Source organism: Enterococcus sp. ZJ1622 (assembly GCF_011038845.1).
Lineage (GTDB): Bacteria > Bacillota > Bacilli > Lactobacillales > Enterococcaceae > Enterococcus_B.
In genome coordinates this window covers 39,910-66,881 of the sequence record NZ_JAAKDW010000009.1, presented here as the reverse complement: position 1 = coordinate 66,881, position 26,972 = coordinate 39,910, and the positions used below count along the sequence as shown (strand labels likewise).

Here is a 26,972-nt window from a genome sequence, read left to right as displayed (position 1 = left end):
TTGTCCGATACCGTTTCTCAAGACGCTGGTTCTTGAATAGTATTTATTTTGAAAAAAGAGGTTGTGTCTAATAATTCGACATGACCCTTTTTATCATATTAGGAGGTTGCAACTATGAAACAATTTGTTACAGAACAACATCATGAACAAGCTTTGGAATCACTGAACGAGTTGATCCGAATCCCATCTGTCTTAGATGAGGCAGATGCAGGAGAAGGTCATCCTTTCGGCAAAAAAGTGATCGAAGCGTTGGATAAGGTACTGGAAATCAGCGAAGGATTGGGATTCAAGACATTCAAGGATCCTGAAGGCTATTACGGCTATTCTGAAATCGGTTCTGGTGATGAGCTGTTTGGGATCTTATGTCATATGGATGTGGTTCCTGCAGGGGATGAGAACAATTGGGAAACGAAACCATTCGATCCGACTGTCAAAGATGGCTGGCTGATTGGGCGCGGTTCACAAGACGATAAAGGCCCTTCGATCGCTGCGATGTATGCGGTGAAAGCCTTGATGGATGCAGGCGTTGAATTCAAAACACGGATTCGTTTCATCTTTGGGACTGACGAAGAGAATTTATGGCGCTGTTTAGAAAAATACAATGAAAAAGAAGAAGGAATCACACAGGGATTTGCGCCAGATGCGGAATTCCCATTGATCTATGCTGAAAAAGGATTACTGCAAGCTTACTTGACAGGACCAGGTACATCTGATTTTTCAGTGAAAGCTGGTGGCGCACTCAATGTCGTTCCTGATGCAGCACCATACGCTGGAGAAAAGTTAGCAGAAGTAAAAGAATCTTTGACGAAACACGGATTTGATTTCGAAGATAAAGGTGACTCGATCGTCGTTCTCGGAAAAAGTATCCATGCAAAAGATGCTGCTGAAGGCGTAAATGCGATCTCACGTCTAGCAATCGCGCTTTCTGATGTATTTGATTTTGCACCGATCGATTTCTTAGGAAAACTAGTCCAGGAAAATGCCACAGGAGAACAAGTAGTAGGTAAAACAGTGGATGAACAGTCTGGTGAATTGACTATGAACTTCGCAAGCTTGGAAATCACTCCGGAACAAACGAAAATCGGCGTTGATATGCGTATCCCGGTCACATTAAAAAAAGAAGACTTAGTAGAAAAATTGACAGAAACTGCAAAGAAATACGAATTGACCTATGAAGAATTCGATTTCCTAGATTCACTATATGTGCCATTAGACAGCGAACTTGTTAAAAATCTATTAGGGACTTATCGTGATATCACTGGAGACATGACTGAACCATTCGTTTCAGGAGGCGCAACTTTTGCCCGTACGATGAACCAATGTGTCGCATTTGGGGCAATGTTCCCAGACACACCTGACTTCATGCACCAAGCAAATGAACGTTGGGAATTGAGTAGCATGTATAAAGCGATGGAAATTTACGCAGAAGCGGTTTACCGTTTGTGCGCAAAATAAGAAACAATCAAACAGCAGGGACCTTTTTAGGAAAAAACTAGGTCCCTGCTTTTTTTTATCTGAAAAAGTTGCAATTCTCTCTTATTTTTTCTATGGTAAATACGTATACTTAATTAGAAAGGCGTGTCCCGAATAATGAAAGGTGGAGAAAATTGAAAATTTTTAAGCGAATCCTGATCGGTCTAGTACTGATTTTAGGAATCATCGGTGGTGCCGGTTATTATTATATCCAGCAAAACATATATGAGCCCTCTTCACAAGCCCAGCAAGCGTTCAGGCAAGGAAAAGAGAAGGAAGACTATCTGCTTTTTGAAGCAAAGAACCAAGAAAAAGACAGCCGACCTTTAGTGATTTTTTATCCTGGTGCCTTAGTCGAGCCGGAAAGCTACAGTATCTGGGCAGAAGGATTGGCAAAAAACGGTTATTCGGTCGCGATCGCCAAGATGCCGCTCGATCTAGCTGTTTTAGGTGGGAAAAAGGCGGACAAGATCAAGGAGGACTTCCCCGAGAAAGATTACGTGATCGGCGGGCACTCTCTGGGAGGCGTGATGAGTAGCCGATATACACATCAAGCAGATCCGCATCTGAAAGGCGTATTTTTCCTTGCCAGCTATCCCGACAAAAAAGGTACGCTGAAAGAATCAAAGCTGCCAGTACTGACAGTCACAGCCTCTGAAGACCACGTATTGGATCAGGAAGCTTATGAAGACGCGAAACAGTACTTGCCAGAGCAAACAGAATATGTGTCGATCAACGGCGGAAACCATGGTGGATTTGGTAGCTATGGTGAACAAAAAGGCGATGGGAAGGCACGAATCACCAACGCCGATCAGCAAACAGCAATCGTCAATACAATGGAGAACTGGCTGAAAAAGATAAAGTGAGTTGGAACACCGTGTATCAAAGGTTGTGAAAAAGCTACCCTACATGAAATAGCAAGAACGATCAGATAAAAACAGTTTTTCATGTTCTTTATCTGATCGAACTTATTGATGATCAAGCAAGGATTCAAGGGATCATTTATCTTCTAACAAGATTGCCCGAACAGGACATTTTTGATAGGCTTTCTTTACAAAAGCTTCTTCGTCTTTTCTGACAAACTGTTGGTGTGCTTCCGGCTCTTGTGCAAACAAAACGATGCCTTCCTCGTCGTAATCGAAAATATCCGGTGCTTCGATTTGACAAAGACCGCAAGCGATACAACGTTCAGGGACAAGTTTACATATCAATGACATTTTTAACCATCCTAACTTAAGGAGAATATTATGACTGTGTTTATTTTATCTTTATTTTCATCAGGAAACAAGCTGCGTGTCAGTTCATTGTTCCATCTGATCACAGGAAAGCGGACGACCTCTGTTTTGATCTATGGATTCGTCAATGATCTTTTATTTGCACATAACAGTTTTCCAAAGTTGACGCAGGAAGAGTTTCAGCAATTGCTGGACCAGCTTCAGGAAAATAGACTGCTTTTGCTAGATGATAACGAGGCAATGATCACCTCTGCTGGAAAAGAAGAGCTGGAACGTGTAGCACCGAAATATCAGGGACTACGATTCGACCGATATGGCAGAACCTATAATGAGTGTTGGCGTTTGCTCAAGTTTGCCGTCCAAGTCGTGTCGAATCTAGCCGGCAGAAATCAAGATTACTTACCTGCAGAAACAAGTCCTTTTTACATGTATCAAGTAAAAAAGTGGCTAGCTCAGATGAATCTTCCTCGGCATGAACTGATTGAAACGATGTATGAGGAACTATTTGAATTGTTTTCCCGCTTAGATAGCCAAGTGGCAGATTTTCTGGCGAATCAGTTTTCCGGAACTGAAAAGGTAGGACTGCTTCCTTATCAGTTGTCTGATGACGCACAAACGCCTGAAATTTTTCTCGAGCAAGCAAAGTCGACCCATCTTCTTTTGGCAGAAATCGAAAAAAAGCCTGAATTTCTTATTTACCAGCTGCTCTCACCTTTGTTCACTCAAAACCACAATCAAAGTATGCTCATCACTAGGGAGATGATCAAAAACGGGCACTCCATTGAAACAGTCATGGCACAGCGGCATCTGAAAAAAGGAACAGTGACTGATCATCTGATCGAATGGGCATTATTCTTTGATGATTTTCCTTATGAATCGTTAGTCTCGCTACAAACAAAAAAACAATTAAGCGAATTGGATGTGCCTGTACGTGACTGGCAGTACAAAGCAATCAATGAAGATGGGAAATTGGATTATGGCGAATTTCGTTTTTATCAAATCCAGTTACTGAAAGGAGAATCCGTACATGACACTGCAAGATGAACTGACAAAGTACTTTGGATTCACCTCGTTCCGTCCAGGGCAAGAAGAGATCATCCAGACATTATTGAAGGGACAAGATGTGTTAGCTGTGCTCCCAACAGGAAATGGGAAAAGCCTCTGCTATCAGCTTGCCGGTTATTTGCGAGAAGGATTAGTCGTCGTTGTGTCTCCGCTTCTTTCATTGATGGAAGACCAAGTCATGCAATTGCAAAAACAAGGAGAAAAACAAGTAGTAGCTTATAACAGCTTGCTTTCTAAGTCAGAGAGAAACTATGTGATAAAACATTTGTCCCGCTATAAATTTTTGTTTTTAAGTCCTGAAATGCTGAATCATCCCGAACTTTCGGAACAGCTTAAGCGGCAGAAAATCGCGTTGTTCGTAGTGGACGAAGCCCACTGTGTCTCGCAATGGGGCGTAGATTTCCGGCCTGAATATCAGTATTTGGGAGAAATCAGACGACAGCTCGGCTTGCCAGTAACACTTGCTTTGACCGCAACCGCAACAGCACCCGTCCAAAGAGATATCGAAAGAGTGCTATTTTCCACAGACCCTGTCCTAGTTCGACATTCGGTCAACAGAGAGAACATCTCCTTGTTCGTTACACAAACGGAACAAAAGGAACAAGAGCTTGAAGCGTTGATGACAAAAGCAAAAGGTGCGATGATCATCTATTGCGCAACAAAAAAGAAGTTGAACGGCTTTATCATCTGTTTCGTGGAAAGTACGCAATCGGTTATTATCACGGAGGGTTGGATGCTTCCCAGAGAAGGCAGCTCCAGCAACAGTTCAGTCAAAATAAATTGCAGTTTCTAATAGCGACAAATGCATTTGGCATGGGGATCGACAAACCAGATATCCGTTACGTCGTCCATTATGATCTGCCAGATAGTCTGGAGAATTATGTGCAGGAAATCGGACGTGCTGGAAGGGATCAAAAAGCGAGTGCTGCAATTTTGCTTTATCAGCCAGGAGATGAGAGAATCCATTACTTTTTCAATCAGCTATCAAGAGAACAACGCCAGAGCTTCGAGCTTTATTTGGAACATTCAGAAGAAGTCGACGTGTTATTCGATGAAGTGCAGCAGAAATGGCTGGAGATCGTCAATAAGACAAACGAACCAGAGCAATGGATGAATCGATTGAAGCTCCAGGAAAAAGAAAAAGAGTATCGCTTGAAGCAGATGCTGCGTTATATCAAAGAAGAAAACTGCCGACGAGCAGCGATCCTCCATTATTTCGGTGAGAAGCTCGTTGAAAAGCCTGACAGCTGCTGTGATCTGGAAGGAGCGGTATTGCCTGTCCAAGAAGAGGTACAAGAAATGACTGTAACGAAAAAAGCAGAATGGCAGGAGATTTTACTAAATTTGTTTAAAAAAAACACGGAGTTATGATTTTTCAGGACAAGAAAGATTTTCCTATGGTATAATACACACGATAGAATTTAGGAGGTAAAAAAGGTGAGCAGAAAAGATAGACATCACACATCAGAAAATAACGAAACACAAGAACCATGGGAGCAACCGATCTATGATACAGATGACGAGGTTTCTTCAAGAACTTCCCAGCGCCAACAAAAGAAAGGCAACACATTGTTTCTGTCTCTCTTTTTGATATTATTAGTTTTATGTATCGCTATTCCGGCTGGCGCATATTTCTGGATCAGAAACGGTTCAACAAACAGTGCATCAAGTGCATCGTCTACATCGACGACAACATCCGTGGTAGAGAGCGAAACAAGCTCTTCGACTAAGGAATCGTCGACAGAATCATCAGCAGAAGCATCAACAGCAGATTCGAATGCGGCTGTGGAAGAATCTTCCGTATCACAAGAAGCTGTGACTACTCCTGAAAGCAGTTCAGTCCCAGTGGAGACAGTGCCTTCTTCTTCAAGTGAACCGGCTTATCAAGCAGGCGTTTCAAGCAATGAAGCAGAAACTACCACACCATCTTCATCTACTGCAGCAGCTGCTGGATCGACAACTACTGTACAGTCAGGTGAAGGGCCAAAACAAGTAGCCGAGCGTGCAGGGATCTCTATCGATCAGTTGTTCGAATTGAATGGTATCGATCCAAATAACTATTTCCTATATCCTGGTCAAGAATTGAGAATCAAATAATCAGGATATGGAACAACAAGAGCTGGACAAGAAAAGGCTCGTTTATACAGGAATTAAATAAGGGCGCAGTGGCTAAGACCACAGCCCCTTTTTTTTGAGAAGAGGGAGTTATGAAATGACACGAATTAGTATCGCGATAGACGGACCTGCATCCTCTGGGAAAAGCACCATCGCTAAAATCTTAGCGAAAGAGTTCCACTATATTTATACAGATACCGGTGCGATGTATCGGACAGTGACTTATCTGGCAATCAAAAATGAGATCCCATTTTCTGATGAAGATCGATTGGTTTCTTTGATCAAAAAATATCCGATTTCCTTCCAGCAGCAAGAAGATGGACAGCATGTCTTTGCAGCAGGACAGGATGTGACAGAAGAGATTCGCCAGCCGAATGTAACAAGGGCGGTTTCTGAAGTTTCTGCCCATGCGAAAGTACGGCAGGAGCTTGTAGCGATCCAACGGCAGATCGGAGAAAATGGCGGTGTCGTGATGGATGGCAGAGACATCGGTACAGCTGTATTGCCTCATGCAGAGGTGAAGATCTTTTTAGTCGCAAGTGTGGCTGAACGAGCAGAACGGCGGTATAAAGAAAATATTGAAAAGGGGATACCTACAGATCTAAAGACTCTGACAAAAGAAATCCAGGAACGAGACCACTATGATTCGACCAGAGAAGTTTCACCTTTGAAGCAAGCGAAAGACGCTGTCCGGATCGATACAACGGGAAAATCGATCGCAGAGGTCGTACATGTAGTCAAAGAAGTGGTGAAAGAAAAAGGGTATCGCGTGTAAAAAGAAAAAAACTTGAAAAAACATTTGTTTTTTCAAGCAAAACAAACGAAATCGCTTTATTTTTTTCAAATAATCAATTAAACTAAAAACAGTACCGTACTTACGGCAGAATGTTGGTTAGGAGGACAAGTGTTATGACAGAATTTGAACAAAATCAGACAGATAGCAGCCAGTCAATGGAAGATGCAATGAAAAGCGTCCAGGAAGTAAACGTTGGCGATGTAGTAAAAGGCGAAGTTTTAGTGATCGAAGACAAACAAGCAATTGTCGGAATCGAAGGTGCTGGAGTTGAGGGAGTCGTTCCAGCAAAAGAATTATCTACTTTGCCTGTTGAGGACGTCAATGAAGTAGTGAACGTTGGTGACGTATTGGACTTGGTCGTTATCAGTACAATCGGTAAAGATAAAGAAAACGGTAGCTATTTGTTATCAAAACGCCGTTTAGATGCAAAAAAAGTTTGGGAAGATATCGAAAAAGATTTCCAAGACGGAAAAGTGATCGAAGCGCCAGTGACTAATGTCGTAAAAGGCGGATTAGTCGTTGATGTCGGTGTTCGAGGTTTCGTTCCTGCGTCAATGGTAGAAGATCATTTTGTTGCAGACTTTTCAGAGTATAAAGGCAAAACACTGAGCTTTAAGATCGTAGAGATCGAACCGTCAGAAAACCGTTTGATCCTTTCTCATAAAGCTGTTGTCGAAACAGAAAAAGAAGAAAAGAAAAAAGAAGTACTTGCAAACATCCATGAAGGCGATGTGATCGAAGGACGTGTCGCTCGTTTGACCGATTTTGGTGCATTCGTTGACCTTGGTGGTATCGACGGGTTGGTCCATGTCTCAGAAATCTCTCATAGTCATGTGGCGAAACCAAGCGATGTCTTAGCAGTAGATGACAAAGTGAGCGTAAAAGTCTTGTCAATCAATCCAGAACAAGAACGTGTTTCCTTGTCGATCAAAGATACACAGCCTGGACCATGGACTGATATCGAAACAAAAGCTTCAGCAGGAACTGTTCTAGACGGTACAGTCAAACGGCTGACGAGCTTCGGAGCATTCGTCGAAGTATTCCCGGGAGTAGAAGGATTAGTCCACATCTCTCAAATCTCTCATAAACACATCGCTACACCGCATGAAGTTCTTCATGAAGGCGACGATGTGAAAGTGAAGGTTTTGGAAGTGAATCCGGAAGAACATCGTATTGCTTTGAGTATCAAAGCGCTGGAAGAAAAACCAGCCTCTGAAGAAGAACCAAAAAATGTGGAATCCTATGAATTACCGGAAGAAAACACTGGTTTTACCATGGGGGACATTCTAGGTGATGCTTTGAAAGAAGAAGTCGAAGAAACAGCATCAGACGATTCTGAAAAATAGACTTTGCGACTAGCGACTGAGATGAAAGCAATTGCTTTTGTCTCAGTTTTTCTTTTCGCAGACCTTGTGTTTTGCTAGGAACAAAAATACTTCAGTGTTTTTAGCGATCTATGCTTGAAAGTTGGCAAAGCTTTCGTTACACTAAGTGAGATTGGAAACTTGTGAGGAGGAAAAAATATGGCAAATCCAACAATTGCAATCGTTGGCCGCCCGAACGTCGGTAAGTCTACGATTTTTAACCGCATCGCTGGCGAGCGTATTTCGATTGTCGAAGATACTCCAGGAGTAACTCGCGATCGTATCTATGCAAAAGGCGAATGGTTAGGTCGGGAATTCAGTGTGATCGATACAGGCGGGATTGATCTAGGTGATGAACCATTCATGGATCAGATCAAGCACCAGGCAGAAATCGCGATCGAAGAAGCAGATGTGATCATTTGTGTTGTCAGCGGTCGTGAAGGTGTGACGGATGCAGACGAAGTAGTAGCAAAAATTTTATACAGAAGCAACAAACCTGTGATCTTAGCAGTCAACAAAGTAGATAATCCGGAAATGAGAAATGATATCTATGAATTTTATTCATTAGGCTTGGGCGATCCTTACCCAGTATCAGGAAGTCATGGTCTGGGTATCGGTGATATTTTAGATGAAGCGGTCAAATTCTTCTTAGCTGATACAGAAGAGGAAGAAGACGATACGATCAAATTCAGTTTGATCGGACGTCCAAATGTCGGTAAATCTTCCTTGATCAATGCGATCTTAGGGGAAGAACGTGTCATCGTATCTGATGTCGAAGGAACGACTCGGGATGCGATCGATACGCACTTTGTCTCCGAAAGCGGGCAAAAATTCCTGATGATCGACACAGCAGGGATGAGAAAACGCGGGAAAGTCTACGAAAACACTGAAAAATACAGTGTGATGCGCGCCATGCGGGCAATCGACCGCTCAGATATCGTGCTGATGGTGCTGAATGCAGAAGAAGGGATCCGTGAACAAGACAAGCGTGTGGCTGGCTATGCCCATGAAGCTGGACGGGGCGTCATCATCGTCGTGAACAAATGGGATCTGGTCAAAAAAGAAACGAACACGATGCGTGATTTCGAACAAGAGATCCGCGATGAATTCCGCTATTTGGATTATGCGCCGATCGTTTTCGTCTCAGCTGTGACAAAACAGCGTCTGGAGCGGTTACCGGAAATGATCGAAGATGTAAGTATGAATCAGAATCTTCGTGTCTCTTCTGCTGTATTGAATGATATCATCATGGATGCAGTCGCTATCAACCCGACACCAACGGATAAAGGGAAACGACTGAAGATTTTTTATGCAACACAAGTAGCAGTGAAACCACCTACCTTCGTTGTTTTCGTCAATGAAGAAGAGCTGATGCATTTCTCTTATGAACGTTTCTTAGAAAATCAGATCAGAAAAGCATTCACCTTCGAAGGAACTTCGATCCGGATCATTCCGCGACGAAGAAAATAAGCATTTTACCATATAGCAGTTTTTTTTTCAAAGGAAAGAGGCGGATTTAATTATTACGTTTCTATGACTAAAAAAAGCATGTAAAAATTGGTAAAAACCTTGCTATTAAGCGATTCATATGATATCGTGATAACAGAATATTGAACTTGATCAATATTTCTTTTTAAACTTCTGGACCACTCAGAATGTTTTAACTAAATGATGTTTTACATCATATCTCTTGTGGAGGAGGTGAATCTATCCATGGCAAACAAAGCAGAATTAATCGAAAAAGTTGCTTCAGCTACTGACTTAACTAAAAAAGATGCAACTGCAGCAGTAGATGCTGTATTTTCAACTATTCAAGATGCTTTAGCTAACGGCGAAAAAGTTCAATTGATCGGTTTTGGTAACTTTGAAGTTCGCGAACGCGCAGCTCGTAAAGGACGCAATCCACAAACTGGTGAAGAAATCGAAATTCCAGCTAGCAAAGTACCTGCATTCAAACCAGGTAAAGCATTGAAAGACGCTGTTAAATAAAACAGTACGAAAAGCGCTTGTGGCTCTAAGGCTGCGGGCGCTTTTCTTTCATTTGGACATGAACAAACAGCAAAAAAAGGAAAAAGATAGAGCGCAAGGCTTTTTCACCTACATAAAAACATCCGTCATTTATTAAATGTTTACTTATTTTTCAGAAGGGGGAATTTTTGCTGCACGTATCTTTTCTGGATTTTGTCTAGGAATGGTAAAATAAATATAAGGAGGGGTGTATGTGGAACTTGATTATCAAGTACAAGAAGAAACAGCAAAAATTTTTTATGGTGAGACACTTGTCAGTCAATTAAAACCGCTAGCGATCGATCAACCGATCTTGTTTTTGACGAACCAGCGGTATTACGACCTATTTGCAGAAAAAATCAATCAGTTATTTGCGAATCAGGCAAGTGTGGACTGGTACATCTGTGCCAATACGCAATGCAATCATTTGGCAGAGTTGACGAATCTGCTTGATTTTGCGAAACGTTATCCTGAGAATCAGCCGTTTCTGCTTATTGGTTTCGGTAATGAAGGCATCATGGATCTTGCCGGCTTCTTCCAAAAGCATACGAACCTTGAATCGAAGCTCTGGCTGATCCCTGTATCGATTCGTTCCATGGGGCGCGCATTGGTTCCGCAGCGGACGATTTTGCAGTTGCCTAATCGCGTAGTGCTGCAGACACAAAATGTCCCAGAACGCATCGTGTATGATCAGACGATCAGTGAACGACAGATCGAAGGTAAGCAAATCGACTTTTTGGTGTTTGTCTGCTGCGGCATTGTCTGTGATCATCGATTTCTTCAGAATCTATATAAGAATTATCCGAGCGCACATCAATTGAGCAGTCGTCCTTTTGCCGGGATGCTTGAAGAAATGATCTATTTTTATCAAGTAGAGGCAGAAAATCTTGCAAATTATGGTAAACTGTTTGAACAAGCTTTTTATCTGACAGAAAATGGGCATCTGCTTTCGGCTAGCATGAAGAAATTTTTGGGCATGCTGATGCAGCTGATCTGGAATATGGAGGTTCTGCCGTTCTCGTTTCATCTGAAAAATTTTTTTATTTGGCTGGCTCGTCTCGGCTATCCGATCGACTGGCTGGATCAGTTGTCTGAGTCAGAATATCTGGAAAATGTCCTTTTTTTGGCAGAAAAAAGCAAAAAAATTCTCGTTTTGGAAAAAATCGGTATAATAGATGGATACCGAACACCAACAGAAAAAGAATTATTGAAAACAATGGCAGTCTATCAAAAGATTGTCCATGAGATAAGAGGGAAATAGAATGAATACGAATAGTGAAAAAATGCTGCAGGCTTTAGCGGACGAAGATTTGGCGCAAGCACAAGTGTTCCTTGCTAAAGCATTGAAAGAAGACCCAGCGGATATCTTAGCTGAACTTGGCGAGGAATTGCTTGCCATCGGCTTTTTAGAAGAAGCCAAACAGATTTTTGAACAACTGCTTGCACAGTATCCTGAAAATGACGGCTTGAATATCCCATTAGCAGAAATCGCTATCGAAGACAATGAAATCGATCAGGCTTTCGATTATTTGGAAAAAGTAGCAAAAGACAGCGACTATTATCCGCAGAGCTTGCTTGCCATCGCAGATTTATACCAAGTGATCGGGATACCGGAAGTCAGCGAAGCAAAATTGAAAGAAGCAGCGAGCTTACTGCCAGATGAACCGCTGATCCAGTTCGCATTGGCTGAATTGTATTTTTCAGTTGACCGATTCAAAGAAGCTTCGGTCATCTACGAAACATTACTGGCCAGTGATATCAATGAAATCTCAGGTATATCCATGCAAGAACGTCTAGGACAGTCTTTAAGCATGCAGGGAGAATTTGAAGCAGCGATCGAACCATTAGAAGCAGCATTGATGGAAGAACGGACAGATGATCGTTTGTTCCAGCTGGCTTTTACGAATCTTCAATTAAAAGAAAACGAGAAAGCCATCAATTACCTGGAAGAGCTACGTGAAATCAATCCGCAATACCAATCCTTGTATCTATATCTAGGACAGGCATTACAGGAAGAAGAAATGATCGAAGAAGCGCAGAAAGTCTTGGAAGAAGGGATCAAAGAAAATCCGTACCAAGTGGAATTGTATCATCTGGCCTCGGAAAATGCCTTCCGACTTCATGACAAAGAACGTGCAGAAGAACTGCTCTTAAAGGCATTGGAAGTAGGAGACAAACAAGATGAGACACTGCTGACATTAAGTAATCTCTATTTAGACGATGAACGTTATGAAGAAGTGATCCAAGTGATCAATCAAATGGAAGAAACAGCCAACCCATACGCAGAATGGAATCTAGCTCATGCGTATAACGAACTGGAAGATTTTGCTGTCGCAGCCGTTCATTATGAACAAGCCTACCACGAACTGCAGCACGAACCGGATTTCTTAAAAGAATATGCCTTTTTCCTAAGAGAAGAAGGGCAGTTGGATCGAACACGGGAACTCTTGACCCATTATTTGGAACTTGAACCTGGAGATATGGAGGCATTGTCACTATTAGATGATTTAACAGAGAGGTGAGAATTATGCTGATCGATGTAAGAGAAAAAAAGAATTTCTTAACGTGGATGGTCAATCATGTCTCTTTTAGCCGAAGAGAAGTCTTTTGGATTTTGAATTATCTTGCCAATCATGAAGCAATCTTGAACAACGTCCATTTTGTCGAAGGAGCCAATCAAGCAGAGCGCGGGCTGCAAATCAGCGATCTTTCCTTTGATGGTGAGCCGATGAAGCTGTTCCTTCAAGGAAAAGAATTCACTGATACGGATCAGATCTTTCACGAGATCCGCTTGAATTGGAAAAAACCTCTTTACGTGGAATGTTTATTCGAACAATCATGGCAGACAAGAGAATATCTGTCTATTCTGGAAGACAATCCTTATGCTACATGGGATTCTTCTATCAGTGAAGAAGACGCGGAACAAATCGAACAGTATTTTCAGGAAAAAGAACAAGAAGCAAAGCTGAAAAGGCTCTATGCACAAATCGACCAAGCTTTAGAAGAAGGAAACAAAGAAGCATTCCTGGAATTATCAGACGAAGTCAACCGTCAGATTTTTTCTTATACACATGAAAAAAATGAACAAGTGAGCGACCGGAACCATTAGCACTTCAGTAATAAGCGAAGGATCGAAAAAGCAGAGATACTCAAGTTGTCAAAACGACAAAGAGGATCTCTGCTCTTTTTATTTATGAACGTGTGTAAATCTGTCTTATAATCTCTTCAATAACTTGGTTTGAGGTTTCAAGTACGTAAAGCCTTCACCTTCGACTTCATGGACATTGATAATCGAAAGAAACGCTTTTTCATCGATCTCGTGTACGATACGTTTCACCTCTGACAATTCCCGGGCACTGACCACCATGTAAATGATTTTTTTCGTATTTCCAGAAAAGCCGCCTTCACCTTCGAGAAACGTCACCCCGCGCTGAAGACCGGTCATTAATAAGGGCGCGATTTCTTGGCTTTTGTTTGAGACCACCAGAATGCCCTTTGCAGAATACCCGCCATCCAGGATCGAATCGATCACACGACTAAACACATAGGAAACGATCAGCGTATACATCATCCGTTTTAAATCGATGTAGGTGAGAGAAGCAAGCAAGACGATAATATCGAAAGCTAATAATGAGCGGCCCATGGAAATCCCGTAATTTTTTTCCAGTATCCGAGCGATGATGTCACTTCCGCCAGTCGTCCCGCCCATCCGATACACGATCCCGCTGCCTACGCCGGCGACTAATCCTGCAAGCAAAGAGACGATCAGCAGGTCATGTTGCAAATTGATAGCCAAAGGAACGCGTTGCCAGATCCACAAAAATACGGACAAAGAGACAGTGCCCAATATCGTATAGGCTAATGCTCGTTTTCCGAGAATCTTCCCGCCAAGCAGGATCAAAGGGATATTGATCAGCAATGTAGTATAAGCCGGATCGATACCGAACAAGGCTCTGAGAATCAATGTGATCCCGGAAACACCGCCTTCTGCTAAATGGTTAGCGATATTCAAATAAACCAGTCCAAAAGCATAAATGCTTGTCCCGATGATAATAAGAATAACTTCTTTCACAGATTTTAATGAAGTCATAGGATCCCTGCTTTCAAATAATGTATTTTCAATGAAATTTCAAACTATTTGCATTCTTACCTAAATGTAGCACGGAATTTTTATTTTCTCAATTGCTCTTATCTGGGATTTGCTGTAAAGTTTTGGTAAGATAGTTTCTGGAGGGGAAAACAATGAAAGAAGAACGTTCTTTACGCAGTATGCAAAAGGAAGTAGATGACTACATCCAACAATTCAAAGTCGGCTATTTTTCCCCATTGGCACAAATGGCTCGTTTGACAGAAGAAGTAGGCGAGCTAGCAAGAGAAATCAACCACACATATGGCGAAAAAAGCAAAAAGGCATCCGAGCCGGCAAACACGGTGGCAGAAGAGCTGGGGGATGTCCTTGTCGTAGCGATGATCATGGCCAATTCCTTAGAGATCGACTTGACAGATGTGTTTGAGAAAAATATGGAAAAATTCAATCGAAGAGACCGTAATCGGTTTGAGCGCAACGATCGAGAAGAAAACTAAGTGTCGAATACAGTAGAATTTGTGTGGAAGAGGTTGGGAAAATGAGACTGAAACAATTACCATTGGAATATCAAAAAGCAATACCGGTGTTGAAAAAATTGGAAAATGCCGGTTTTGAAGCCTATTTCGTAGGAGGAAGTGTGCGAGATATCTTATTGCATCAGCCAATTCATGATGTGGATATCGCGACAAGCGCATTTCCGGAAGAAATCAAACGGCTGTTTCCAAAGACGATCGATATTGGTATCGATCATGGGACAGTCCTTGTCTTGGAAGAAGGAGAGCAATATGAAATCACGACTTTCCGGACCGAATCGACTTATCAGGATTACCGGCGTCCGGATCATGTCGAATTCGTCCGTTCATTAGAAGAAGACTTGAAACGCCGTGATTTTACGATCAATGCGTTCGCCTTAAAAGAAGATGGACAGATCGTTGATTTGTTTGACGGCTTGATGGATCTGGAGAACCATGTTTTGCGAGCAGTCGGGAATCCTCACGAACGATTCCATGAAGATGCACTGCGTATGATGCGGGGGATCCGTTTTGTCAGTCAGCTGGGATTTGAGCTGGAGCAGGAAACAGCCAAAGCTATCCAGGAAAACCATGAACTTCTGGGGAAAATATCGGTGGAACGGATCAATGTCGAATTTGTCAAAATGCTGATGGGGAGAGAGCGAGCAGCTGGTCTTCGTGCATTCATCGAAACCGAGTGCTACATTTGCTGTCCGGGACTTAGAGAAGAAGGCGAAGCTTTACTGCGTTTTTCAGAGTTACCGAAGATCCAGCTCAAAGCAGAAAACGAAGCTTGGACGCTTTTGATCAGCCAGCTGACGATTCAGGAAAATGGGATCAGATCATTTTTGAAACAGTGGAAGTGCTCCAACCAGACAATCAAAGAAGTGCAGGAACTATACTGGGGATTGCAGCAGCGGATAAAACAGCCGCTGGGCACCTTAGCTTTGTATCGACTTGGAGAAGCGCATGCATTGCAAGTAGAACAGCTCGCCGCTTATTTCGGTGAGACCCCCCAGCTTGCTGAAGTCAAGAGCAAGTATACGTCATTACCGATCAAATCAATGAAAGAATTAGCCGTAGACGGGAAGATCCTACTGGCGAATACCGAGAAAAAAGCGGGCAAATGGGTCAGTGACGCACTGAAGCTTGCAGAAGCAGCAGTTGTAGAGAGAAAGATCGAAAATAAGGAAACCGCGATCCTGCATTATTTGGAGGAGCAATCGATACTATAATCTCTCTTTAATCTCTCTTTCTTACCGAAACATTTTTGTGTGTATCCTGTTTACAAGCAAAAGTGTTTCGGTGTTCTTAAAAAAACATTAAATGTGACCACTTACATCAATTTATGCTAAACTAAGAGGGTACAAGAATAAATGACGATAAAAGGGGATTTTCTAATGAGCAAAGAAATGACAGCGCTAAAATTCTATTTCCGCAATGGTGAGACATGGACGATCGACCGCCGTCACATCGGCGATCTATGGATCAAACAGATCACTACTAGTTTTGGACGGATCAACGGAAGTGAATTCGTAGAGATCCATCCATGTGCAGGATTCAAAATCGAGATTTTCCACGAAGGCGATGCAGTTGCGACTCACGACATCAATCTAGGTGGTCTGGAAATGGGGATGTTCAATCGCGCACTGAAATATGAAGATATCGAACGGATGGAGATCCTTTACCGCAATGGCACACCAGATCTTGTTTATTTCCCTTACCTTGATAAAGGCACAGAAGGCTTGGATAATCAGTACCAGTCAACAAAAATCAGTGAAAAGACAGGAAATCTTTATATCGTGATCAATCCAGATCAGCGTGTGGAAGATGTGTATGGCGAATTTTTTGAGTAAGTACTGACAGGTAGTCATCTGAGCGAGAATTTACACTTATTTTATGAGAAGAAGTCGGGATAGCATTTTGTTCCTGATCTCTTCTCTTTTTTTCATGGAAAGCTTGCTATTTCCAAACTTTTGGAATAGAATGAGGCGATGAAAATTTATGTCTAGTTCTATGTAAGTTGCAGGAGTTGCTAAATGGAGGGATGATTGTTCATTTAGTGGTATTTTTGCTATAATGGATGAAGTTTGTATATAGGAGATCTGGAAAATGAGAGAGAATTTCGAAGAACGAAAAAAAATGCTGCATGATCGTTATGGCGCGATTTCAATGGAAGACCGTCGCCAAATTCTTTGTAAGCTGCGCAAAAGAAATATTCTGATGTATCGCCAGCTTGAACGCTTGAAGCATGATCTGCTGCGCTTAGAGTCAAAACGGGTGCAGTGTGAACTAGAAGGAAATCTAGCACAAACTGAAGCGGTAGAAAATAAGATTTTGAAGAAAAAAGAACAATTTTTAAAGGTACTCACTCAAAATAAAAAATAAAGGGGATGGACGATGGAATTTGCTGAGTTAGTTATTGTCTTTGCAGTGACGATCACAATATCCAATATAGCTAGCCGCATTTTACCAATGATACCAGCTCCACTGATTCAAATATTTCTCGGGGTAATCCTAGGACTGACAGAATGGGGGCAGTCGATCGACTTCGAGCCAGAGTTGTTCCTAGTGATGATCATTGCCCCTTTACTGTTTCGAGAAGGAGAAAAAGCAGATATCTCCTCCATACTGAAAAATTTCGATACGATTTTGTTTTTAGCATTCGGAGGCGTGATTTTGACGCTGATCGGCGTTGGAGCCACATTGTCTTTTCTCCTGCCTAGTGTACCTCTTGCTGCATGTTTCGCATTCGGGGCTGCTTTAGGACCGACAGATGCTGTCGCAGTAGGCTCGCTTTCAGGGCGTGTGAATATTCCCAAAAAAGCGATGCATATCCTTGAGGGCGAAGGTCTGCTGAATGATGCCTCAGGAGTTACAGCCTTCCAATTTGCGCTTGGCGCATTGATCACTGGTACTTTTTCTGCGGTCAACGCAGGATTTACTTTAGTGATTTCCAGTATTGGAGGCGCATTGATCGGATTTTTACTTGTCTGGCTCAAACAAAAAGTGATCGATCTGATCGAAAAAGCTTCAGCGCGAGACGTAACAGGTTATCTGCTGATCGAACTGCTGCTTCCATTTTTGGCCTATGTACTGGCGGAAGTAGTGGATGTATCAGGAATCATCGCTGCAGTAGCTGCAGGCGTACTGCAGGCATCGGGATTTAGAAGAATCACGGTATTTGACGCGGAATTATCTAGTTTGTCACAAAGTACATGGACAACAATCGTATTTACGCTTAATGCGTTAGTTTTTATCTTTTTGGGCATCGAATTGACACAAGTGTTCTCGCCGGTTTGGGCAGATAGTATTTATCCCAATTGGCTGTTGTTGCTCACGATTTTACTTATCTCCATCATGTTGTTTGTGATCCGTTTTGTGTCGATCAGTTTATTTTATGTATTTAAAGATGGACGAAAAAAATTCAAGAAACAACTGAATGAAGTATTGATCTTGACTTTTGGCGGTGTCAAAGGGACCGTCAGTTTGGCTACGATCTTTATCCTTCCGTTTTCTATCAACAATCTTATTTTTTATCAGCGTTCTCTTCTCCTTTTTCTGACAGCAGGTGTCATTTTGGTGACATTGATCGTTGGTGTACTTGTCTTGCCGATGCTGACCGAAACAGAAGAAGCAGTCGAAACTGATTTGAATGCTTTGATGATCTTAGAAGAAGTCGTTGGAGTGTTGCGCAAAGATTTGGAAGAACTGCCGCGAGATTCCAAAGAATTTCTTGCGACAGAAGCAGTGATCGAAAATTATCAGGAACGAATCCGAGATTTGTACTTAGAAGATCTATCTGATGATGAAAGACAGGAAGTACAGGAAATCCAAGCGCTGATCCTTTCGATCGAGCGAGATGGGCTGGACAAAAGCTATCGTTCAGGAAAGCTTTCTGCAAATGGTTATCGTTTTTATTCACGTTTTCTCTCTCGCTTCGAACATTCGATCACGAGTCAGATCCTATCCTTTATCGGCTTCTGGTTTATCGTGGGCCGGCGTGTTCTTCGAATCATTCTCCATCCGAAGATGTTTTGGCAAAGGAGACACTCGGATCGTCAAACCTTTATAACAGAAGAAGATATCCAAGGGATTCGGGACACGTATCAAAAAAATACGCAGTTGATCATCGAGAGTCTGGAGAATCTGACGGATGTCTATGATGAAGCGATGGTCCAGTTCTTTATCCAGCAGAGAAAAGCAGAAGGGATCAAAATGATCTCCGGGAACCTGATTTCAGCTTGGATGATCCAGCAGGAAAGCTTGTTCACCAAGCGGATGCTTCGCGGGTATTATCTGGAACGAAAAATCGTCGATGAGTACGAAGAAGCAGAAAAAATCACGATGTTTTCTGCCAATACTTATCGGAGAAACATCAATCTTTTAGAATCCTATACAATGAACAAGCCATCGGACAATTTTAGTTTCCAATTTGCTATTCGGGCAAAAACGAAGAAATTCCGGGAGAACGTCATGAAAAAAGAATGACTTCTCTGAAATGGCAAAAAAATAAATTACTTCAGAACAGGATCGGATGGTCCTGTTCTTTTTTACTCGAACAAAAAAGCTGAAATCAAGTAAAAAAGGTATCTGTAATCAGTCATTTTTATGATACAATAACCAAGATAAGGAGGGAATGTGTTGAAAGAATTAAAAGTAACTGACCTCAAAAAAACTTATGGAGAAAAAGATTTGTTTGACCGAATCTCTTTTTTGATCCACGAAAAAGATCGGATCGGTTTGATTGGGACGAATGGGACAGGAAAAACAAGTCTGTTAAATATTTTAGCGGGAATCGATAGCGGAGATGGCGATCGCCAAGCGGTTTTTTACCCCAATGACTATCGGATCGGCTATCTTTCACAGACATCGGACTTCTCAGAAGATATCACCGTGCTAAAGGCGGTTTTTCAAGGCACTAGCCCTTTGATCCGAACGGTTCGCGCCTATGAAGAGGCATTGATCCAATTGGCAGAAAACGGGGATGCGCCTGAAGTACAAAAGCGCTACGCAAAAGCGGAAGAGCAGATGAACAAGGACGATGCATGGACGACAGATACTAATGCAAAGATCATTTTGCAAAAGCTAGGCATCAGCGAATTGGACAAGAAGATCGGGGAGCTTTCAGGCGGGCAGAAAAAACGAGTCAGCTTAGCGCAAGTACTGATCGACGAACCAGATCTGCTGCTGCTGGATGAACCGACGAACCACCTGGATTATGAAGCGATCGAATGGCTGGAAGCCTATTTGAAGCAATATCGCGGCGCTTTGCTGATGGTGACACATGATCGGTACTTCCTTGATCGAGTGACCAACCGGATTTTTGAGCTGGCATTCGGGCAGCTACATGAATACAAAGGGAATTACGAAGCTTATGTCTTAGAAAAAGCAGAACGTGATCGAGTAGAAGTAGAGCAGGAAGAAAAGCGGAAGCGACTTTACAAGCAAGAACTTGCATGGATGCGCGCAGGCGTACAAGCTCGTGGAACGAAGCAGCAGGCACGGATCAACCGTTTCGAGGATCTGAAAGAAAACTTGTACCAAGTCAATCAGGAAGAGGATCTGGAATTGAACATCGCAACACAGCGATTAGGCAAAAAAGTGCTGGAGATCAAAGACGGCAGCTACTCAATTGATGGAAAAACATTGATTGAGCATTTGGAATTGCTGATTCAATCAAGAGAACGATTGGGAATCACAGGGAAAAACGGTGCGGGGAAATCGACGCTGCTGAATATTCTGGCTGGACGTATCCCACTGGACAGCGGGTCGCTTTCCATCGGAGAAACAGTGAAACTCGCTTATTATACTCAGGAAAATGAAGAGATGGCTCCAGATAAGCGGATGATCGCTTATTTGCAGGAAGCCGCAGAAGAAGCACAAACAGCAGATGGTTCCCAAATTGGTGTGGCAGAGCTTCTAGAACGTTTTCTATTCCCTAGATTTATGCATGGGACATTGATCGGCAAGCTTTCCGGCGGGGAAAAAGACGACTTTATTTGCTCAAACTACTGATCCAGCAGCCAAATGTCTTATTGCTGGACGAACCGACCAACGATTTGGATATTGCCACACTGACGATCTTAGAAGACTATTTCCGAAGCTTCCCGGGCGCTGTTATCACTGTATCTCATGACCGTTATTTCTTAGATAAAGTAGCAGAGAAACTCCTCGTATTTCTCGGGAACGGTCAGCAGGAACTGTACTATGGCGATATGTCAGGTTATTTACTGAAGCAAAAAGAAGTACAGCATGCAACTGCAGAAAAAGACAAGTCAAAAGCTGAGATGAACATCGATAAAAATGACAAAACACAGCAGAAAAAGAAGAAGCTTTCCTACATGGAACAAAAAGAATGGGAAACGATCGAAGACGACATCGCGGAATTAGAAGAACAGCTGTCTGTGCTGCAAGAAGAGATGAACCATCAGGGAGATGACTTCACTCGGCTTCAAGAACTGCAAAAAGAAGTCTCTGAAACTGAGACGAAATTGGAAGAGAAAATGGCACGCTGGGAATACTTGAGTGAATGGGCGGAAGATTAGGAGGAGAAAGAATGGAACAAGCATACCTTGACCTTGGAAAAAAGCTGTTAGAAGAAGGACATCAAAAAGGAGACCGGACTGGTACAGGAACACTTAGTCTTTTTGGTTATCAGATGCGTTTTGACTTGCAAAAAGGTTTTCCCTTACTGACGACGAAACGAGTACCTTTTGGACTGATCAAAAGCGAGTTGCTTTGGTTTTTGAAAGGTGATACCAATATCCGTTACCTTTTGGAAAACAAGAACCATATCTGGGATGAATGGGCATTTGAACGGTATATCAAGAGCGAGGATTATACTGGTCCTGACATGACAGATTTTGGCCATCGCAGTTTGACAGATCCCGAATTCAATGAACGCTACAAAGAACAAAGCCGCCTGTTTTGTGAAAAGATCGTGAACGACGATGCTTTTGCTGAAAAATACGGTGATCTCGGTCACATCTATGGTTACCAATGGCGTCATTGGGAAACAAAGGACGGCGGATTCATCGATCAAATCAAAGAAGTGATCGAAGCTATCAAAAAAACGCCAGACTCCAGACGCTTGATCGTTTCTGCCTGGAATCCAGAAGATGTACCAAGCATGGCTCTACCGCCTTGTCATACGATGTTCCAGTTTTACGTGCAAGATGGACGGTTGAGCTGTCAGCTGTATCAGCGAAGCGGTGATGTCTTTTTAGGTGTCCCATTCAATATCGCAAGCTACGCATTGCTGACACACCTGATTGCACACGAGACTGGTCTGGAAGTTGGTGAATTCATCCATACATTAGGTGATGCTCATTTGTATTCCAACCATGTTGAACAGATGAAAGAACAGCTGAGCCGAGAAGCACGAGCATTTCCTACTTTAGTTTTGAATCAGGAGAAACAATCAGTATTTGATTTTGAAATGGAAGATATCCAACTGGAAGGATATGATCCGCATCCGGCGATAAAAGCACCGATCGCTGTTTGAGATCAGAAAGGATGAGAATATGTTAGCAGCAATTTGGGCACAGGATGAAAATGGTCTGATCGGAAAAGAAGACAGACTTCCTTGGCGGCTGCCGAATGATTTGAAGTTTTTCAAGCAGATGACCGAGTCCAATATCCTGGTCATGGGGAGAAAGACCTTTGAAGGGATGGGCGGCCGCCCGTTGCCGAATCGGCAAACGATCGTTTTGACTCGCGATCCTGATTATCAGGCAGAAGGCGTGACGGTCATGCATAGCGTAGAAGAAGTAGCAGCATTTGAGAAAGAGACAGACGGCATCATTTTCATTGCTGGAGGTTCGGCGATCTACAAAGAGTTCTTGCCATTATGCACGGTCCTTTATCGAACGGTGATCCATCACACGTTTGATGGCGATACCTACTTTCCTCCTGTGGACTGGTCAGAGTGGTCATTGATCAACCAAAGCCAAGGAGAAGTGGACGAGAACAATCTCTATGCACATCAATTCGAGACCTATCAGCGCAACGAAAACCAGTCACAAGGTGAATAATAGCAAAAAAAGAAGGTCATTCCTTAAACAACTGTTCAGTAAGAACCAGTTTAAGAAATGACCTTTTCATTAAGTGAAGAATAAGACTGAAAAGTACATGAATCCTGCACCTAACATAACAAACAGATGCCACACGACATGCATGAAACGGACAGACTGCAAACTATAGAAAAATGCGCCGATCGTATACGACAGTCCGCCAGCTACCATCAATATCACGCCGGTCAGACCAAGTGAATGGTAAAGAGGTACGGCTGCGACGACACAGAGCCAGCCCATAAAAATATAGATGATCGTAGAGATTTTGGAGACCCGTTCTTTTTTATGGAGTGTCAATGCCTTGTAAATGATGCCTAAAATCGCAAAAAGCCAAATCAGACTGAATAGGGTCCAACCCAACCAACCACGAATACTAAGCAAACAAAACGGGGTGTAGCTTCCGGCGATCAAAAGGAAAATAGAACTGTGATCCAATACTTGGAAAACTTTTTTTGCTTTTGTAAAAATCAGCGAATGGAACAGCGTTGATGTTAAAAATAACAAAATCATCATGGCACCGTAAATCGCATAAGAGACGACGTGGATAGGAGAATGCAACTGCGAACCCTTTATGAGAAGCACAACGAGACCGGCAATGCTTAAACCGGTACCAATTCCATGAGTGACCGCATTGAAGACTTCGTTAATGATCTGATACGTATGGTTAAATTTGGTTTTTTCCATGAAAACGGCTCCTTTACTAGGTGTAATTAATGAAAAAACATCATTTGTCTGTTATACTAAAAATAGAAATTGCCTTAGATGTAGTTTAACATGAATAAGGCATCTTGTTAAAGAAAGAGTGATAAAATAATGAAAAATGTAAAAATTGTAACAGATTCTTCTTGCACGATGGAGCAGACTGTGCGAGATGATTTGAATATTCATGTTATGCCGTTATCGATCATGATTGACGGTGTTGTCTACCCAGATGATGATCAGCTAGATGGGGAAAGATTCATGCGGATGATGGCAGAAGCGAAATCATTGCCGAAAACAAGCCAGCCTCCAATTGGTGAATTCATCTCGATGTATGATGCTTTAGGAGCAGATGGCAGTGAAGTGATCTCGATCCATATGACGAAAGGCTTGAGCGGGACCGTTGAAGCTGCACGTCAAGCAAGCAATCTGACAAAAACAAAAGTGACTGTCATCGATAGCGATACGACAGACCAAGGATTGTCTTTCCAAGTAATCCGTGCAGCTGAGTTGGCCAAAGAAGGGAAATCAGTAGAAGAGATCCTGGAAGAAGTCAAGAAAGTACAGGACAACACTAAACTGTATATTGGTATCTCGACTTTAGACAATTTGGTAAAAGGCGGCAGGATCAGCCGAACGACCGGGTTATTGTCCAGTGTATTGAATATTCGAGTGGTGATGAATTTCACGCATTCTGAATTGATCCCAGTAGCAAAAGGCCGCGGGAAGAAAACCTTCGACAAATGGTTCAATAATTTGAAAAAAGAATTGAAAGAAATTCCGAATGTCCGTCAAATCGGCATATCTCATGCAGATGCAAAAGAGCTTGCACAAGAATTCAAAGAAGGGCTACAGGAGCTGTTTCCTGATATGAATATCCCTGTCCTTCACACGAATCCGGTCATTGCTACTCATACAGGGAAGGCTGCATTTGCGATCATGTATTACGTAGATTAAGAACAAGGGATAAGGATGAGGCAAAAGCCGGTTCGGCTATTGCACTTGTCCTTTTTTTGATCGAAAAAATAATTCTTTCTTTTTTCATAAAGGCTACCTTTTTGATGGAATTTTTGATAATATTAGAACCAATCGAATACATGAGGTGAAAAGAATGAAATTAACAAAACGACAATTGAGCCTCGTTTTGTTCCCATTGATTATCGCTATAGTGGTCTATGCTGGGCTTTCATTTTCGGTACCTAAAGCAGGACCGTTATTAAAACCCGCTGCGACAGTAAAAGCAGATCCAAATAGAAAAGAGAAGCTCCACTATGTTGCTATTGGCGATTCATTGACTGAAGGAGTAGGCGACCAGACGAAACAAGGCGGTTTCATCCCTTTAGTTGCGAATGACTTGAAAGATAGATACGACTTGATAGCTGTTGAAACAGAAAACTATGGGGTGAATGGCGAACGAAGCGACCAGATACTGAAGCGTGTCAAAGAAAACGAAAAAATCCAAGAAAACATCAAATCCGCAGACTTCCTCACACTGACTGTCGGCGGAAATGACCTGATGAAAGTGATCCAAAACAATTTATTTGGTCTAAGCGTCAATTCATTCAAGAAACCGTTGAAAAAATACCAGGAAAATGTCACAGATCTGCTTGAAGAGATCCGGTCATTGAATCCATCGGCACCGATCTATGTTTTAGGTATCTACAATCCATTTTATCTGAATTTCCCAGAGATAACCGATATGCAGACCATCGTCAACAACTGGAATACCGGGACAGAATCAGTAGTGAAGAAAACTAAAAACAGTTACTTCATCCCGATCAATGATCTGCTATACCAAGGGTTGAACCAAGAAGTCGGCATCACAGAAGAGGGAACGGACCAAACCACCAGTACAACGGAGAATCTGAACGGGATAAAGAACAACGTCTTGTATGAAGAAGATCATTTCCATCCAAATAACTTAGGCTATCAGCTGATGGCAAACGCGGTCAGAGACCAGCTGATCCAAACACAAGATCAATGGCTGACAAAGAAGGAGGAAAAATAAGAAAATGGAAAAAAGATCCAAACCAATTGCAAAAGAAACACGAAAAGCGAATTACTGGAAATTTGCTTTTCTGATCCTTCTCGGCATTGTCATCGGTTCTACGGTGTTTTTAGGAAGCCGCATCTTTGCGAACCGCGAACCTGAATACACGGAGATACCAGCTATTACAGAGCGCCAGGGTGAGCCAGTACTGACGATCAATTCGAATAAAGAAAAAGTCAATCAGCTGATCAGCTTTTTCTTATCTGATTATCAAAAAGACAGTGATATCGAATATAAATTTTATTTAGAAAATGAAGCGATGCTAAATGGCACCTTTGAAGTTTTAGGGTTTCCTATCAATTTTTATCTGTACTTTGATCCATTCGTGATGGAAAACGGGAATGTCCAGCTCAAAGCAAGGAGCTTATCGGTCGGGACGCTGAGTCTGCCCATCAAAGACGTGATGAATATGATCAAACGAAATTACAAGTTGCCTAAATGGGTAGAAGTAAACACAGATGATTTGACGATCATGCTCCGGCTCGACCAGTTCCGGATGCAAAACGGCATGTACATCAAGGCTGATAAAATCGACCTAGTGGATGATGATATTCGCTTCAGTCTTTATTTGCCAAAAGATGCGGCTGATTCATCTGCTTCCAACAAAGATACAAACAAAACGAATTCAAGCGATACGAACGACAAAGCATCGAACAACTAAATCTCACGAGGAGGAGCAATATGGAACGAGCAATATTTGCAGGCGGCTGCTTCTGGTGCATGATCCAGCCTTTCGATACATTACTAGGCATCCATACAGTGATGTCTGGTTATACAGGAGGTCATGTACCTGATCCGACCTATGAACAAGTGAAAAGCCAGACCACCGGGCATACTGAAGCGGTGGAAATCATCTATGATCCTAGTCTGATCTCTTATCGTGAACTAGTCGAATTATATTGGCAGCAGACAGATCCTACTGATGCCTTCGGACAATTTGAAGATCGTGGGGACAATTATCGCCCAGTGATTTTCTACCTGACGGACGAACAGCGGCAAGTTGCAGAAAAAAGTAAAAAACAGTTGGCTGAAAGCGGACGTTTCGATCAGCCGATCGTGACGACCATCGAACCGGCACAACCTTTTTATCTAGCAGAAGAAGAGCATCAGGAATATTATAAAAAACATCCTGAGAATTTTAGCAGGAACCATGCACGCCGGGCTGCGTTTATCGAAGAAAATTGGGGGACTGAATCGTGAATCGAAGCTTTTACCATTATCTGATGACTTTGCGTGGCGGAGGTGCTCATGATACATTGTCTGCTTTTGCCACAGAAGCAGGAAAAGACATCCAGTTCCCGAAACACAGTACGGACTATGAAGAGATCTCCAATTATCTGGAAATGACGGTCGATTATCTGCCATCGATGGATATCTTTGATACAGCATGGGAAAAATACTTGGAAAACAATCATCAAACATAGTCAACAGCAGTTATATCTGCTGCAAACGAGAAAAAAGAGAGAAATTCAGCGATCTAGTCGCAATTTTTGC

26 protein-coding genes and 2 pseudogenes are annotated in these 26,972 nt (G+C 42.4%); 25 read left to right on the top strand and 3 right to left on the bottom strand.

Translation table 11 applies throughout. From position 1 onward, the window contains the following. Nucleotides 1-114: 114 nt before the first annotated feature. Together G7Y42_RS09895 and G7Y42_RS09890 are read left to right on the top strand one after the other, a co-directional pair. Nucleotides 115-1,455, top strand: a complete 1,341-nt coding sequence (locus G7Y42_RS09895; protein WP_165005859.1) for a M20 family metallopeptidase — start codon at nucleotides 115-117, stop codon at nucleotides 1,453-1,455. Between the two features lie 152 nt (nucleotides 1,456-1,607). After that, complete coding sequence (locus G7Y42_RS09890; RefSeq protein WP_165005860.1) at nucleotides 1,608-2,339, top strand: alpha/beta hydrolase; 732 nt, start codon at nucleotides 1,608-1,610, stop codon at nucleotides 2,337-2,339. A gap of 132 nt (nucleotides 2,340-2,471) precedes the next feature. On the opposite strand, the gene G7Y42_RS09885 is transcribed toward G7Y42_RS09890, so the two are convergent. Beyond that, on the bottom strand, nucleotides 2,472-2,690 hold the full coding sequence (locus tag G7Y42_RS09885; protein WP_165005861.1) for a ferredoxin: 219 nt from the start codon (nucleotides 2,688-2,690) through the stop codon (nucleotides 2,472-2,474). Nucleotides 2,691-2,720: 30 nt separating this feature from the next. Between G7Y42_RS09885 and G7Y42_RS09880 the strand changes: the two genes are divergently transcribed. From G7Y42_RS09880 to G7Y42_RS09835, 10 genes and pseudogenes are all read left to right on the top strand, one after another. Continuing rightward, nucleotides 2,721-3,752: a helix-turn-helix domain-containing protein gene (locus G7Y42_RS09880; RefSeq protein ID WP_165005862.1), complete on the top strand. Its 1,032-nt coding sequence runs from the start codon at nucleotides 2,721-2,723 to the stop codon at nucleotides 3,750-3,752. Beyond that, nucleotides 3,736-5,144, top strand: a pseudogene (locus G7Y42_RS09875) (ATP-dependent DNA helicase RecQ). Before G7Y42_RS09880 ends, G7Y42_RS09875 begins: the two are co-directional and overlap by 17 nt. Nucleotides 5,145-5,210: 66 nt before the next feature. Continuing rightward, nucleotides 5,211-5,870, top strand: a complete 660-nt coding sequence (locus G7Y42_RS09870) for an SAG1386/EF1546 family surface-associated protein (RefSeq protein WP_165005863.1) — start codon at nucleotides 5,211-5,213, stop codon at nucleotides 5,868-5,870. A 115-nt stretch (nucleotides 5,871-5,985) separates the two neighbouring features. Then, the gene (cmk, locus tag G7Y42_RS09865; RefSeq protein ID WP_165005864.1) at nucleotides 5,986-6,663 is read left to right on the top strand and encodes a (d)CMP kinase; all 678 of its coding nucleotides are present in this window, start codon (nucleotides 5,986-5,988) and stop codon (nucleotides 6,661-6,663) included. Between the two features lie 134 nt (nucleotides 6,664-6,797). After that, a complete protein-coding gene (gene rpsA / locus G7Y42_RS09860; RefSeq protein WP_165005865.1) occupies nucleotides 6,798-8,030 on the top strand; it encodes a 30S ribosomal protein S1 in 1,233 nt (410 codons plus the stop codon). A 177-nt stretch (nucleotides 8,031-8,207) separates the two neighbouring features. Then, nucleotides 8,208-9,518: a ribosome biogenesis GTPase Der gene (der, locus tag G7Y42_RS09855; RefSeq protein ID WP_165005866.1), complete on the top strand. Its 1,311-nt coding sequence runs from the start codon at nucleotides 8,208-8,210 to the stop codon at nucleotides 9,516-9,518. Between the two features lie 243 nt (nucleotides 9,519-9,761). After that, the gene (locus G7Y42_RS09850) at nucleotides 9,762-10,037 is read left to right on the top strand and encodes an HU family DNA-binding protein (RefSeq protein WP_002290178.1); all 276 of its coding nucleotides are present in this window, start codon (nucleotides 9,762-9,764) and stop codon (nucleotides 10,035-10,037) included. A gap of 232 nt (nucleotides 10,038-10,269) precedes the next feature. Next, nucleotides 10,270-11,316 (top strand): hypothetical protein, encoded by a 1,047-nt coding sequence (locus G7Y42_RS09845; RefSeq protein WP_165005867.1) that lies wholly within the window; start codon nucleotides 10,270-10,272, stop codon nucleotides 11,314-11,316. 1 nt (nucleotide 11,317) lies between these two features. Beyond that, entirely contained in the window at nucleotides 11,318-12,577 is a 1,260-nt protein-coding gene (locus G7Y42_RS09840) for a tetratricopeptide repeat protein (protein ID WP_165005868.1), read from the top strand. 5 nt (nucleotides 12,578-12,582) lie between these two features. Further along, nucleotides 12,583-13,164: a ReoY family proteolytic degradation factor gene (locus tag G7Y42_RS09835; RefSeq protein ID WP_165005869.1), complete on the top strand. Its 582-nt coding sequence runs from the start codon at nucleotides 12,583-12,585 to the stop codon at nucleotides 13,162-13,164. A 105-nt stretch (nucleotides 13,165-13,269) separates the two neighbouring features. Here the strand turns inward: G7Y42_RS09835 and G7Y42_RS09830 are convergent, their stop codons facing one another. After that, complete coding sequence (locus G7Y42_RS09830) at nucleotides 13,270-14,145, bottom strand: YitT family protein (protein ID WP_165005870.1); 876 nt, start codon at nucleotides 14,143-14,145, stop codon at nucleotides 13,270-13,272. Between the two features lie 152 nt (nucleotides 14,146-14,297). Between G7Y42_RS09830 and G7Y42_RS09825 the strand changes: the two genes are divergently transcribed. The 8 genes and pseudogenes from G7Y42_RS09825 (at nucleotide 14,298) to G7Y42_RS09790 (ending at nucleotide 22,690) form a co-directional block, all read left to right on the top strand. After that, nucleotides 14,298-14,639: a nucleotide pyrophosphohydrolase gene (locus G7Y42_RS09825; RefSeq protein ID WP_165005871.1), complete on the top strand. Its 342-nt coding sequence runs from the start codon at nucleotides 14,298-14,300 to the stop codon at nucleotides 14,637-14,639. 41 nt (nucleotides 14,640-14,680) lie between these two features. Continuing rightward, nucleotides 14,681-15,889, top strand: a complete 1,209-nt coding sequence (locus G7Y42_RS09820; protein ID WP_165005872.1) for a CCA tRNA nucleotidyltransferase — start codon at nucleotides 14,681-14,683, stop codon at nucleotides 15,887-15,889. 165 nt (nucleotides 15,890-16,054) lie between these two features. Next, on the top strand, nucleotides 16,055-16,510 hold the full coding sequence (locus G7Y42_RS09815) for a hypothetical protein (RefSeq protein ID WP_165005873.1): 456 nt from the start codon (nucleotides 16,055-16,057) through the stop codon (nucleotides 16,508-16,510). 256 nt (nucleotides 16,511-16,766) lie between these two features. Beyond that, nucleotides 16,767-17,042: a hypothetical protein gene (locus G7Y42_RS09810; protein WP_165005874.1), complete on the top strand. Its 276-nt coding sequence runs from the start codon at nucleotides 16,767-16,769 to the stop codon at nucleotides 17,040-17,042. Between the two features lie 12 nt (nucleotides 17,043-17,054). Continuing rightward, the gene (locus G7Y42_RS09805) at nucleotides 17,055-19,145 is read left to right on the top strand and encodes a sodium:proton antiporter (RefSeq protein ID WP_165005875.1); all 2,091 of its coding nucleotides are present in this window, start codon (nucleotides 17,055-17,057) and stop codon (nucleotides 19,143-19,145) included. Nucleotides 19,146-19,298: 153 nt separating this feature from the next. Next, nucleotides 19,299-21,202, top strand: a pseudogene (locus G7Y42_RS09800) (ABC-F family ATP-binding cassette domain-containing protein). An 11-nt stretch (nucleotides 21,203-21,213) separates the two neighbouring features. Further along, complete coding sequence (locus G7Y42_RS09795; RefSeq protein WP_165005877.1) at nucleotides 21,214-22,161, top strand: thymidylate synthase; 948 nt, start codon at nucleotides 21,214-21,216, stop codon at nucleotides 22,159-22,161. A gap of 19 nt (nucleotides 22,162-22,180) precedes the next feature. Further along, nucleotides 22,181-22,690, top strand: coding sequence for a dihydrofolate reductase (locus G7Y42_RS09790; RefSeq protein ID WP_165005878.1), 510 nt, complete (start codon nucleotides 22,181-22,183; stop codon nucleotides 22,688-22,690). 69 nt (nucleotides 22,691-22,759) lie between these two features. On the opposite strand, the gene G7Y42_RS09785 is transcribed toward G7Y42_RS09790, so the two are convergent. After that, nucleotides 22,760-23,413, bottom strand: a complete 654-nt coding sequence (locus G7Y42_RS09785) for a hemolysin III family protein (RefSeq protein ID WP_165005879.1) — start codon at nucleotides 23,411-23,413, stop codon at nucleotides 22,760-22,762. A gap of 129 nt (nucleotides 23,414-23,542) precedes the next feature. Here G7Y42_RS09785 and G7Y42_RS09780 point away from each other — a divergent pair, with 129 nt between their 5' ends. The 5 genes from G7Y42_RS09780 to G7Y42_RS09760 all read left to right on the top strand — a co-directional run bounded on the left by G7Y42_RS09780 (nucleotide 23,543) and on the right by G7Y42_RS09760 (nucleotide 26,902). Beyond that, the gene (locus G7Y42_RS09780) at nucleotides 23,543-24,385 is read left to right on the top strand and encodes a DegV family protein (RefSeq protein WP_165005880.1); all 843 of its coding nucleotides are present in this window, start codon (nucleotides 23,543-23,545) and stop codon (nucleotides 24,383-24,385) included. A gap of 154 nt (nucleotides 24,386-24,539) precedes the next feature. Further along, nucleotides 24,540-25,436 (top strand): SGNH/GDSL hydrolase family protein, encoded by an 897-nt coding sequence (locus G7Y42_RS09775; RefSeq protein ID WP_165005881.1) that lies wholly within the window; start codon nucleotides 24,540-24,542, stop codon nucleotides 25,434-25,436. A 4-nt stretch (nucleotides 25,437-25,440) separates the two neighbouring features. Next, a complete protein-coding gene (locus tag G7Y42_RS09770; RefSeq protein WP_165005882.1) occupies nucleotides 25,441-26,139 on the top strand; it encodes a YpmS family protein in 699 nt (232 codons plus the stop codon). A 20-nt stretch (nucleotides 26,140-26,159) separates the two neighbouring features. After that, the gene (gene msrA / locus G7Y42_RS09765) at nucleotides 26,160-26,678 is read left to right on the top strand and encodes a peptide-methionine (S)-S-oxide reductase MsrA (protein WP_165005883.1); all 519 of its coding nucleotides are present in this window, start codon (nucleotides 26,160-26,162) and stop codon (nucleotides 26,676-26,678) included. Continuing rightward, entirely contained in the window at nucleotides 26,675-26,902 is a 228-nt protein-coding gene (locus G7Y42_RS09760; protein ID WP_165005884.1) for a YozE family protein, read from the top strand. The genes msrA and G7Y42_RS09760 overlap by 4 nt, the downstream gene beginning before the upstream one ends. The last annotated feature ends 70 nt before the right edge of the window (nucleotides 26,903-26,972 follow it).